The organism is Pseudoalteromonas apostichopi (genome assembly GCF_030297135.1).
Lineage (GTDB): Bacteria > Pseudomonadota > Gammaproteobacteria > Enterobacterales > Alteromonadaceae > Pseudoalteromonas > Pseudoalteromonas apostichopi.
Window position 1 is genome coordinate 418,948 of record NZ_AP028066.1, and the last position, 12,050, is coordinate 430,997.

Below are 12,050 nucleotides of genomic sequence, written 5' to 3' on the forward strand. Positions count from 1 at the left end.
AACAAAAAGTGAAGTTCTTTTACTATGCATCTAGAGTTTTAAATAGATCAATGATTTTTATATAGAATTATGTTAAACATACTCTCAATTTCACTTTAAAATAATAAAGGATATTGCACAAATGGATTTTGAAAAATCACTAGTTATGGTTGTTCTCTATATATCAAGTAACGACGGTGTATTTTCCCAAGAAGAAGAGAGTGAGTTAATAAGACTAGTAATCCAAAACATTCCAAATATTAGCAGGCAGTCACTAGATTCTTGGATCGATGAATTCTTTGAAGAAGACCTTCAATTAGAATGTTACTGCGAACAAATTACCGATAAAGAAAATCAACTACTTGCACTTAGCTTAGCGGTTAAAACTGCCTCAGCAGACGGTTTAGATCTAAAAGAAAACTTAGCCCTCCACAAGGTAATGAATTTTTGGAAAATATCTTGGAAGGAGATAACAAGTGCCTGAACACATAGACCTTTCTCCAAACCCTAAATCACATATTAAAACGTTAGCAAGAATAGGGTACAACCTTAACTCTGCAATAAGCGATATTATCGATAATTCTGTCACTGCAGAATCTAACAACATCTACACAGAAATAAATATTATTGATGAGAAAGCCGTTTTAATTATTCTAGATGATGGCTACGGAATGACCCCTGAGACGCTTATAGACTCAATGCGAATTGGGTGTAAAGACCCTGCAGATATTAGAAGCGAGTTTGATCTGGGCCGATTTGGTTCAGGAATGAAAATGGCTAGTTTTTCACAAGCGAGAAAGCTTACAGTTATAAGTAAAGACTCAAGCTCAAAACCCCAGAGTGCAACTTGGGATTTGGATTTAGTTGAACATGAAAATGCCTGGAAACTAATCAAACACTCCGAAGTAGAAACAAAAGATTTATGTTCCAAATTCAATATCCTATTGGATAAACAAGGGACGGCCATCATATGGGAAAATATAGGAAAATATGATGGATATCCAGTTCCAGAGCTTCAAGTTGCCTTAGGTCAAGACCTGACTAATTTAAAAAGCTATGTTCGCTTACACTTTCACAAGTTTATGGAAGGTAAAAGAGCGATTAATTTCTATTTTAACTATCAAAAGCTAGAACATTTCGATCCCTTTTTAAGAAGCCGTAACGGCTATCAAGAAGGTCCATCTCAAAAGTTTAGGGTTAAGAAAGGTGGAAGCATTGAGCTCAGAGTGCATATACTCCCTCACGAGTCAAAGTTAACAAAATCTGATTTAGTAAAGTTAGGTGGCACAGATCAGATAACTGCTAACCAGGGGCTATACGTTTATAGAGCAAATCGGCTCATTATCTCAGGTGGTTGGTTTGGCTTAACTAGATTGTCACAATTGGGAAAGCTAGCGAGAGTGGAGGTAAATATTCCAACTAGTTTAGACGAAGAATGGTCTACTGATGTCAAAAAGTCATCTCTCGAAATACCGCACAAAGTAAAAGCAAAGCTTAGGCAGTTAATAAGAGAACCTATAAAAAGATCGCAGAAAACATATCGATACAGAGGCAAACTTGAAGAAGCAAACGCTTTTTGGAAAGTAAATGAAAATGAAAGAGACAAGAGTATCAGTTATGAAGTATCTGCGGATAACACACACCTGATTAGCCTTTTGTCAACGCTAGACAAAGTACAAGCCAAAAACCTTATTGGGTATTTACAGCACCTATCCGAAGAAATACCAATTCATCATATATATGAAAAAATGTCATCGGAACCAAACCAGATTAATCAAAACGATATTAGCTATGACGACTTAGTAGAGGGATTTAAAGAACTATGGAAAAAGTAGTAATTGAAGATTGCACCAATACTCTTCTTAGGATTTTTAACGAAGCTAAAGCATCTGGTAAGACAGTTGATACTGAATTTATAGGTAGCACTATTGAACAACTAAAGACGATGCTCCCGCAATACGGCTCATTTACTGAAGAAGATTGGAAAACCATAAAGTTTAAAATAGAAACAACCATAAACGTAGAAATCGATGAACCTCCTATTATCCTTGCAAACCCAAAAGTAGAAAGATGGTTAGATCACAAAAGAGGTGAATTAGATTGGGTATATTGGAAGGCTTATGAAGAATACTTGTTAGATCAGGGAAGAAACAAAGATGTAATTAAGAAAACTGAAGAAACAATAGATGAAATTTTAGACTGCTCTGGAGACCCTAGTAAAGAAGGTAATTGGAATCGAAGAGGATTGGTGATGGGCAACGTCCAATCTGGAAAAACTCAAAATTACTTAGGTTTAATAAACAAAGCTGTTGATGCAGGATACAAAGTAATAATTGTTCTTGGAGGTCACCTAAATGAGTTGAGGAAGCAGACTCAGATAAGATTAGATGAAGGTGTAACGGGAAGAGAGTCTATAAAACGCTATGAAGGAGGTTTACCAATAGGTGTTGGTAAATACAGAGATCCAAGTTATGTCGCACATCCACTGACAACGATAGAAGGCGACTTTAGCAAGCCTGTAGCAAATAGATTCGGTATTAATTTCACAAAGGTCGAAGGTCCTATAATTTTTGTTATCAAGAAATGGGCTTCTGTCTTAAATAACTTATATGAATGGATAGAAAATCATCACGGGCTAAATGCGGAAGAAGGGAAAAAACTAGATACTCAGCTTTTGTTAATTGACGACGAAGCTGATTACGCCTCAATTAACACGAAACATGAAAAAGGTGACATAACAGCTATCAATAACAATATAAGAAAGTTGTTATCTCTTTTTAATAGATCTTCATATATCGGTTATACAGCAACACCTTTTGCTAACATATTTATTGATCCTGACGAGGAACATGTAGATATTGGTGATGATCTTTTCCCCGAAGACTTCATGATCCGAATTCCCACTCCTGATAGTTACGTTGGACAAAAACACTTTTTTCAATCTAATGATGACAGTAAGGCCGATCCAGTTGTCATAATTGACGACAATGAAGTTCTTTTACCTGCAAAAAGTAACAAAGAGACTCTCGTAGGTGTATTGCCAGAATCACTAAAGGAAGCAGTCAGATGTTATTTAATTACTGTTGCAGTGAGGTCACTTAAGGGCACGCCTAAGGCACATAGCACAATGCTAATTAACATGACTCACTTAACTCTTCTACAAGATAAAATTGCAGAAGTAGTTGATGAATACATGGATGAAATACGCAGCGCCGCTGATTTTGCACTGGGTTACTCGATGGAACAAGCGGTTAAAAAAAGTCGGGTGATCTCAGATATTAAAGACAGCTTTTATAAGTTTTATGAAATAAATGAATCTTTTGAGGAAATTTTTAATCATTTAAAGAGAGCTATTGGTAAAACGAAGGTATTCGCTGTACACGGCAAGTCAGGAGAAAGTTTAGACTACTCCGCATACAAAGCTAACGGCTTATCAGCAATTGTTATTGGAGGTCATAAGCTTTCTCGAGGATTGACCTTGGAAGGCCTAACAGTATCCTACTTTACAAGAAACTCGAAAACATACGATACGTTAATGCAAATGTGCCGCTGGTTTGGATATAGACCGGGTTATAAAGATCTATGCAAATTATTTATTACAGAGGAATCTTTTGAATGGTATAGATTTATTTCCAATGCTATTGATGAGCTCTACCTTGAATTAAGTCGAATGTCAGAACAAAAGAAAACCCCTGGCGAATTTGGATTGAAGGTTAGAGAGCATCCAGGAGCGTTGTTGATTACTGCGAAACAGAAGATGAATGCGGCACACAACCATACTCGCTCGCTAGACTTAGCTGGGAGGAGATTAAGAAAGTATGAATTTTACGTTTCGGATGAAAATAACTTAAACAATTTAAATGTTACTAGGAACCTGATAAATTGTCTATTTGATGAAGGTGTAAATCAATACAGTGCCGCTGATGGCTCAACTATCTTTTATGATGTAGATCACTCTTTCATTAAAGACTTTATTTCAGATACGAAGTATGTGGAGGGAGAAGTCACCGATGATTTGTTACTACAGTATATTTCTAAACTTGAAAAGTCTGGTTTACCTAAATTTACCGTATGTATCAAAAATATAAAAAACGATAAGAATTTATGGTGGTCTCAAAAGCAAGTTCAGGATGGAGATCCTGAGTTGCCAAGTATCATTTCATTAGATCATAGATTACCTCAAATAAAACCGTCCAAGCGGAAGTTATTGGCATCTGTCAGCGGAAATACTGTTTGCTGGGAGAGACAAGAGATTGGTGATAAGCATGACGAAAGGTATTTCTTGCAAGACCCCGATAATGCACCAGCAGAATCGAACCCCTTTTATTATATTACAAATCCAGAGCGCAACCAGCCAGGGCTAATAATATACACGCTATCTATCGGCACATTACCTAAAAATGCTAAGAAGGGTGGCGATGAGATTTTAGGAGTTCCTCACAAAGATCCAACGATTAGCTACTCAGTCTCTTTTCCTTTACTCGAAAACTTAAAAGGTAAGTCAAAAAGAGAGATTGATCGTCTGAGCAGAGCAACAAAAGTCTCCTATGTAGTTAATCAGATATGGAAAGCTCTCAATGAAGAGCTTGTACTTGAGTATGAAGATGATGGCGAATAACTATCGAGAGTTTTTTAAAGATAACCCTTGGGAAGGAATAGAATCGGGTTCTTATCCGTCTTCAGCTAGAAGGTTGTATAAAGAGGATTCTAGGTTTTGGGTTTCAATTAATGCAGAAGGAAACTTTCTATTTTTTGCAGAAGAAGAAGGTTATTTTGAATTTGATATAACCAATAAATTGGACTGTCTAGACATTAGACTAGATCAGGTTAATGATAAAACTCGACTTATATGTATTCTTACAGACGCCGAAATGTTTGATAAGTTTCGTACAATTGCTAAGGATGTTGCGGCATATTCGACAGAGTATGGCGGTTTGAATATGTTCCGTAGTGTTATATTGAGAATTTATTCATGGAGTGAATTTTTGAAACCATCAAGGTCAGGACTGGGGTTTCGTGAGCTAATTGGATTTTGGGGCGAATTATTTATATTTCACGAATACTTCACTAAAAATTGCGGATTTCAAAATGCTTTGAAGGCATGGATAGGACCAGAAAACAAAAAGCAGGACTTTACTTTTAATAATGTTTCTTTCGAGATCAAAACCAGCATCGTTGGTGATGATAATAACCTTAAGATTTCTTCAATTGAACAGCTTCAAAAGGTTACAACCAATCTATACCTAATAGCTTTTAGAATTAATGAGAGTTTCGAGTATTCAGGTTTAAGTGTCACAGATTTGGTAGATAAATGCTTATCATTAATCGGTAATAACGAAGCATTGAAAAGTGAGTTTCAACATAAGATCTCAGACAAATATGGTAAAGCCAATGATGTTGAACTTGAACGAAAATTCATTGATATAAATATGGTAACTTATGAAATATCAGAAGACTTTCCTCGAATAGTCCCAGACAACTTGCCGCATGAAAAAATACTAAAAGTGAAATACACAATAGATGGAAATTCGCTTGAGAAACATATAACTTCAAAAACAATAAGGGAGATTATTGAAAATGGAACAGCTACTTCAGTTTAAAGATGAACTTATAAATGGCGTAAAACTTTCCGCAGAAAAAGACCTTTGCTTTGAAGAAGAAAAGTTCTTTGAACTTGTTTCGGAGTCCATTTCAGAAGCTGGGATATTGGATAATATAGAATACCACTCTTATAGAAACACAAATAAGTACATGAAGATCGATGGATATAGCTGGAATCCATTAGAAAAAACACTTAGCGGTATTATTACAGACTATGAGGATTTAGAAGACATTTTAACTATAACTAAAACTGATTTAGTTAAGCTTGGAAAAAATGTATCTAGGTTCTTGGAAAAAATCGATGATGAAGTATTTCTCGACTCACTAGAAGAGTCTACAGACCGAGTTATCGCTAATTCAATGAACTTTTATCTCCCAGATGTTTTGAAGTTTAGAGTTGTTGTACTTAGCACTAGAAAACTAAGTGATCGAGTTAAAAAAGTTGCTATTGAAGAAATAAGAAATAAGCCAACATCAATAGAGATTTGGGATTTAGAACGCCTTAAAACACTGTCCGAGTCAGGAACTGAAAATGAACCATTTTCTATAGATTTTCTTAACATTTGTAATGGACTTCACAACTTACCAGCGAACACTGAAGATGAAGGCACCCATACTTATCTATGTGTAATGCCAGGAAAAGTGCTGAGTGAAATATATGACGAATTTGGACAACGCTTGCTCGAAGCAAATGTAAGAACTTTCCTTGATTTTCGTTCTTCAGTAAATAATGGCATTAGAAGAGCACTACTAACGGAACCAGAAAACTTCTTCGCATACAATAACGGCTTAACTTGCACGGCAACTAATGTGGAGTTTTCAGATGTTGGTGGTGGAAGAGTAATTTCTAAATTGGATAACTTACAAATAGTTAATGGTGGACAAACAACAGCTTCGATATATTTTGCTCCCAGAGAAAAAGGAGGAATCGGAGATCGGCTGTATAAAGATATAGACCTCGACAAAGTTTTTATTCAGATGAAGCTGACGGTGATTCATGATGAAGATAAAATTGAAAACCTCAAATCACGAATAAGCCAATATGCTAATACTCAAAATTCAATCCAAAAATCAGATTTAGTTTCTAATCACCCATTCCATCGAAATTTAGAAAAGCTGGCTCTTTCAATCCCGATGCCTGCTGGTGAATCTGGTTTGTCTACAAAGTGGTTTTATGAGCGAGCAAGAGGTCAGTACACTACTAGAAGTAGAGCACTAACTAAAGCTCAAAAAGAGCGCTTTATGCTCGAGTTTCCCAAGAGTCAGAAGTTTTCAAAAACTGACATGGCGAAATATGAAAACACATGGAGAATGAATCCGCATGAAGTTAAAAAAGGTGCTCAAGCTAATTTAAAGTTGCTTGGTGAAGTTATTTCTGAAGAATATGACAAAGATGATACACAATATAAGCATGTGTTCTACCGAGAGCTGATAGCAAAAGCAATATTATTTAAAAATGCTGATTCAACTATCTTAAAATCTGATTGGTACAAGGAAGAAAAAGGGTTCAAAGCTGAAGCGGTTACCTACACGTTAGCATTCTTGAGATACCTATTAATTCAGAGTAAGAGAGATATTAATCTAGCAAGAATTTTTCAAAATCAATGTGTTTCTCCAACATTATCAAAACAGATTGAAGTTTTGGGCAAATTTGTAAGAGATAAAATTTTAGATCCAACATTTAGAGGTGGCCAAGGAAACCCATCTGAGTTTTGTAAGTCATCCAAAGGTTGGGAAGCATTTAAAAATCTAAGTTTCGATTTAAATGAACTTGCTAGTTCTGACATACTCGATAGTACTGAATTAAAAGAAAAAAAAGAAGATGATAAGAACTTTAATGAGGCTGGTGCTCAAATCGACGCTCAAACAGGAATAATGGATATCAAAAAAGAAGAATGGCTTGCAATAAGCAGTTTCTATAAAGATCAAGGCTATCCTCATTACCATAAGAATATTTCTCTTCCAATTAAATGCGCAAATATGTATTTAGGTGGAGACTTACCGTCAGACAAGCAGAGTAAAGAAGCTCTAAATATTAGAAGTCGAGCATATAATGAAGGATTTGATTTTATAAACTAGAGTGGTAGTGCTAGTTGGATAGCTGAAGGCGCGATTTAACTAGTCAACCAATTCTCATAAACATTTTTCCATTTAGTACCACATAAAACAGTCTTGCTGTTTGTACGTGAACAAAGCAAAGATGAAAACGGCCGAACCATGGGATTTGTGAACTATGGCGAGGTTAAATATCAAAGCCACAGCGGCAGCCAGCCAATGAATATTACTTGGGAGTTTGTAAGCCCCATGCTAAGTGAAATGTGACATGAGGCAGAGAAGTTGGCTGTAGGTTAACCCTAAGCTCATTAAGAATCATATTTGTACTTTGTCTGCGCGACTAGATCTAACGCGTGGACATTTTTACTTCCCGCCAACTCGAACCTATCCTTTGCTAGCCAGAGTTTAGCGCCATTGCTGCTGGCAACTTGGTATGCCCAGTTGCTTACTGCAAGGGATTTGTCTACATCACAATGAAAATAGCGAGTTAGTTCATCAGTGAGTAGCTGGCTGTGACGATCTAGGTTTTGATCTTGCCAACGTTCACGGTGCAGCTGGGCTGCTAAAAAGTCGCGTTTGCTGTTATTACAACTTCTATGGGCAGCAACAAAATTATGGCCTAAATCGTTAGCGTAGCGGGCAAATGGAATAAAGTGATCAACTTCTATCGCGCTAGTGAGTGGCTTTTGACAATAAAAACACTGGCCTTTTTGTATTTCGACTAAAACTGGTTTTGCTTTGTTAAGTGCTGCGCGGTCGAAACCAAATAAAAAGTCATGCAGTTGGCTTTGCGGGCCAATAAGTGCTTGATTGTGCTTAATGCTTTGAATCTTTTGTAGCCATGCATTTTTAGCTAAATAGACAACTAAATCGTAAAAGCGTCTAAAACAAGCGGCTATGCCTGCATTTAGAGTGATATAGCTTTTGCCTTTTGTGTGTGGGTATAAAAAGCACTCTTCTTGTTTGGCGAGAATTTGTAAGCGCCACAACGGGCCTGTTTTTAAAGTATCTAAAGCTGCTTTGTAAGTAGTGTGCCAGTAAGGGCTTAATTTGAGCTGGCGTAAGCTACGAATATTGTTTTGCTGGCACTCATATAGCACCGCTATTACTTTTGATTGCGCCCCCGAATTTTGTTTTAGTAAAGCACTTTCATCACTATGAGCAGAAGAGAATGGCACTGCATGGTGCCAATAAAGCTCTATTAACTTTTCAGCAAGCTTAGCAAGATCAATGTTTAACTCGCTAGCTTCATACATCATTGGCTGCTCAACACAAACATCAGCCAACGCATGCAATAGTGCAAACTTATATGTCGCACTAAAATCGCCTTCCACCAGCATGCGCTGAATGTATGCAATAAAATCGAGTTGCTGCTGCATGACCATCATCAATCAAGCCTTGTATGTACTTTTGAAAAGTGCATTAAAGTTCATGAACTGTTCCCTGTTTACGCCGACTTATTTGCCATTAATGCTCATAACGCATTGTTGTGGCTTGAATATTGGCTATTTAGTTTAGGAACAATCTAGCATGAAAAGCAATTGCAAATATAGGATTTTAGGTAGAGCTACTCTTTAAAACCCATACAATATTGGGAGAATTGCGGTATAACCTGCTATACCGCATTAAACTACTTCATCGTTCTTCTATGCAGAATGGCGTTTAGCCATGTTTCTGTGGCGCGCTCTGGGCGTTGGTCGGCGCTTTGCCATGACTTGAGGATAAACAGGTCGGTGCCTTTAATAATGCTCTCAAGGGCTTGTTCGTTTAGGTCGGTAAATTCACGACCATTGTGTTCGCGCTCGCCGTCGCCGTATTTAAACGATACATACACGATGCCTTGTGGCTTTAATGCTCGGGCAAGGTTATTGAATGCTTCGGTTAAGTCGTTTTTTGCTACGTGAATAAGGCTTGCGCAGCACCAAATGCCGTCGTATTTGGCAACGTCGTTTAGCTCTTGAAAACTGCTTACTGCAACGTCTTGGTTTAAGTATTCTGACGCCAGCTTTGCCATAGCTGGGCTGATATCGAATGCATCTACGCTATAACCACGCTCTTTAAAGATGAAAGCATCGCGGCCAGAGCCACAACCGGCATCAAGTAAAGCGCCTTTTTTTGGGATCAGCGGTAAGAATTCGTCGTAAAGTTCATTGAGGTCTACATCGAGTGTGGCATCTACAAATGCTTGTGCATTTTGGTTGTAGTATTCGACGGTTTTGGATGCCATTTTACTTCCTTTATATTGGCAAGATTGCTTGGCGCTAAAATATCATTAAAGCTAGGTACTAAAAAGATATCAAATTGATTTTAAGTATTTTTAGCGGGAAATTTTTATATATTCAAGCGTAAGTAACGAAGCGCTGTATAGAAGAAATAATACTCACAAAGAGGATAAGAGACGCTTCGCTTTAGAGCAGTACACTTTAATATCTTCTTATCTTCCTCTGTGCTCTCTGTGTCCTCTGTGGTTAGAAAAAGATCTAGTAGGTCTATGAAAACATACGGACAGTAAACACGAAAAATCCTCATTGTCTTCTCATTCACTGTTCATTATGCAAAAAGATATTTGAACCACAGAGGACACAGAGGCGCTTCGCGCTGCACAGAGAAGAACCACTCTCACAAAGAGATTATGAGACGCTTCGCTTTAGAGAAAGTACATTAAATCCTCATTGTCTTCTCATTCACTTCTCTTTGTGCAAAAAGATATTTGAACCATAGAGGACACCGAGGCGCTTCATTTACTATAAGAATTCTTATCAAGATTTTTTCAAATTATCTATTTTTGATAATAAGAAACGATACATAAACAAATAATCGCCCCAAAGACCGAGATTAAGTGCGCAGCTCCAATAACTTTATCGATAGGCCTTGCGTACTTTGCTACAAAACGACCATCAAATAGTGGCGTTGGGATTCTTGAACGCTCAAAAAACATAGCAAATATATAAAATGAAACGCTTGCGCCGATACCTTTATCCCAACCAGGCGGAGATACACCGTCTTTTTCCATATGCTTATCTATATGCTTAACTGACACTCTATAAAACAGCACGCCTGAAACAAAAGTAACTACTGTAAATATCAGTAAAGAGTATCCAGCAAAATGAGATAAAGGCATTAAAATGCACCTTCAAGTATAGGTTTCCTATCATAGATGTTTTCAGAAACTTTCTTAGAGAATTTGTTCATTTGTATGCTTGCAGTTAATCCAGCAATTACACTCAAGCCAATTGCAACAACCCAACCATAAGGTGTAAGTATTAAAACTGAGCTAAGTGCAGTTGTTAAAACTGTACCTGTGTAAATACCTAATGCTGTTGAAGCCCCAAAACTAGCTAGCTCTGTTGATAAACTTCGTTGCCAGTCCTTATTGTTTTTATAGTCGTTGTAAACCTTGTTCGCTCTAAATGCACCATCAAGTAAAATCATGCCATTGCCAAGCCATCGTCCGGTATTCTCTATTCGCTTAATTTTATTGAATTCAGCGGTGCTACTTATATCGAGCTTGGCAGAGTGCCTTGCAGATTTAGCTATATTGATTCCTCGATTCGGATTAGACCAAACCGAGCCTCGACGGCTTGCACGGTTTACACTCATAAAACGTTGCAGTTCTGTACGAAACTGACCGTTAAGCTCTTTGAATATACTGAATGCCTTTTGTTCTAATGCAACCATGTGATACTTGGGCATTCCTGATTTATGAGCCATACGAATATCTCTTAAAGCGGCTTCATATTTGTTGGCATAATTGGCGAACTTTGAACTACGAGCCTCTATTGATGTTGCTCCAGACCCAACAATTCCATGTGTGTTTTCAGACAAAAATGGCATAACTTGATTTTGAAAATCAGAGATTGCCATAAGCGTTTCACTGCCAAAATCGCGAAGCATGTACGCAATGTTTCGGCGGGATTGCGCAGGTAATAAATCAAATTGACGAACTATACTTTGTTGTTCATTTGTAGGTGAAGTGTAAGAGTCTGAGTATTCTCTTCGCCATATATAAGGTGTGCCTGAAGTGATAACTTGGTTTTTTATATGGTTATTGTCTTTTGTAAAGGTGTCTTCTTTATCTTCTTTACATTTCACAAATTCAGCGGTTACTGAATCAATACAAATTCTAATTTCTAATGCCATAAGTAGTATCCATACTAATTAATCATCCTTATTTGAAGGTTATCTTTATCACTGTAGTGAGTCAATGATGAATAAATAAAATGGGTACATGTTATGTGGTAAATGGTTTTAGCTAATAGTTAATGGTCTTCTCGTTCACTTCTCATTGTGAATAAAGATTTTGGAACCACAGAAGGCACCGAGGGGCACTGCGCTACACAGAGAAAAACCACTCTTACAAAGAGGATAAAGAGACGCTTCGCTTTAGAGCAGTACACTTTAATAGACTCTTATCT

Annotated in this window: 9 protein-coding genes; 5 read left to right on the plus strand and 4 right to left on the minus strand. The window is 37.2% G+C overall.

Translation table 11 applies throughout. From position 1 onward, the window contains the following. Positions 1 to 121: 121 nt before the first annotated feature. The 5 genes from QUE86_RS17910 to QUE86_RS17930 are packed head-to-tail and all read left to right on the plus strand — an operon-like array spanning position 122 to position 7,659. The gene (locus QUE86_RS17910; protein WP_286260816.1) at positions 122 to 463 is read left to right on the plus strand and encodes a hypothetical protein; all 342 of its coding nucleotides are present in this window, start codon (positions 122 to 124) and stop codon (positions 461 to 463) included. Beyond that, positions 456 to 1,814: an ATP-binding protein gene (locus QUE86_RS17915; RefSeq protein ID WP_286260817.1), complete on the plus strand. Its 1,359-nt coding sequence runs from the start codon at positions 456 to 458 to the stop codon at positions 1,812 to 1,814. Before QUE86_RS17910 ends, QUE86_RS17915 begins: the two co-directional genes overlap by 8 nt. Then, positions 1,802 to 4,597 carry a Z1 domain-containing protein gene (locus tag QUE86_RS17920; RefSeq protein ID WP_286260818.1) on the plus strand — a complete coding sequence of 932 codons (2,796 nt, stop codon included), beginning with the start codon at positions 1,802 to 1,804 and terminating at the stop codon, positions 4,595 to 4,597. The genes QUE86_RS17915 and QUE86_RS17920 overlap by 13 nt, the downstream gene beginning before the upstream one ends. Next, a complete protein-coding gene (locus tag QUE86_RS17925; protein ID WP_286260819.1) occupies positions 4,584 to 5,579 on the plus strand; it encodes a PD-(D/E)XK motif protein in 996 nt (331 codons plus the stop codon). Before QUE86_RS17920 ends, QUE86_RS17925 begins: the two co-directional genes overlap by 14 nt. Continuing rightward, positions 5,557 to 7,659 carry an AIPR family protein gene (locus tag QUE86_RS17930; RefSeq protein ID WP_286260820.1) on the plus strand — a complete coding sequence of 701 codons (2,103 nt, stop codon included), beginning with the start codon at positions 5,557 to 5,559 and terminating at the stop codon, positions 7,657 to 7,659. The genes QUE86_RS17925 and QUE86_RS17930 overlap by 23 nt, the downstream gene beginning before the upstream one ends. 284 nt (positions 7,660 to 7,943) lie before the next feature. Here QUE86_RS17930 and QUE86_RS17935 read toward each other — a convergent pair whose 3' ends face one another. The 4 genes from QUE86_RS17935 to QUE86_RS17950 form a co-directional block, all read right to left on the minus strand. After that, positions 7,944 to 9,026 carry an HNH endonuclease gene (locus tag QUE86_RS17935; protein WP_286260821.1) on the minus strand — a complete coding sequence of 361 codons (1,083 nt, stop codon included), beginning with the start codon at positions 9,024 to 9,026 and terminating at the stop codon, positions 7,944 to 7,946. Between the two features lie 239 nt (positions 9,027 to 9,265). Next, the gene (locus QUE86_RS17940) at positions 9,266 to 9,862 is read right to left on the minus strand and encodes a class I SAM-dependent methyltransferase (RefSeq protein WP_286260822.1); all 597 of its coding nucleotides are present in this window, start codon (positions 9,860 to 9,862) and stop codon (positions 9,266 to 9,268) included. Between the two features lie 552 nt (positions 9,863 to 10,414). Beyond that, positions 10,415 to 10,756, minus strand: coding sequence for a hypothetical protein (locus QUE86_RS17945; protein WP_286260823.1), 342 nt, complete (start codon positions 10,754 to 10,756; stop codon positions 10,415 to 10,417). Beyond that, positions 10,756 to 11,775, minus strand: coding sequence for a hypothetical protein (locus QUE86_RS17950; protein ID WP_286260824.1), 1,020 nt, complete (start codon positions 11,773 to 11,775; stop codon positions 10,756 to 10,758). Before QUE86_RS17950 ends, QUE86_RS17945 begins: the two co-directional genes overlap by 1 nt. Positions 11,776 to 12,050: the final 275 nt, after the last annotated feature.

Bases quoted from the DNA above. Each gene is read 5' to 3' on its own strand.
- QUE86_RS17910 (WP_286260816.1), top strand. From the start codon at position 122: ATGGATTTTGAAAAATCACTAGTTATGGTTGTTCTCTATATATCAAGT.
- QUE86_RS17920 (WP_286260818.1), top strand. From the start codon at position 1,802: ATGGAAAAAGTAGTAATTGAAGATTGCACCAATACTCTTCTTAGGATT.
- QUE86_RS17925 (WP_286260819.1), top strand. From the start codon at position 4,584: ATGATGGCGAATAACTATCGAGAGTTTTTTAAAGATAACCCTTGGGAA.
- QUE86_RS17930 (WP_286260820.1), top strand. From the start codon at position 5,557: ATGGAACAGCTACTTCAGTTTAAAGATGAACTTATAAATGGCGTAAAA.
- QUE86_RS17940 (WP_286260822.1), bottom strand. From the start codon at position 9,862: ATGGCATCCAAAACCGTCGAATACTACAACCAAAATGCACAAGCATTT.
- QUE86_RS17945 (WP_286260823.1), bottom strand. From the start codon at position 10,756: ATGCCTTTATCTCATTTTGCTGGATACTCTTTACTGATATTTACAGTA.
- QUE86_RS17950 (WP_286260824.1), bottom strand. From the start codon at position 11,775: ATGGCATTAGAAATTAGAATTTGTATTGATTCAGTAACCGCTGAATTT.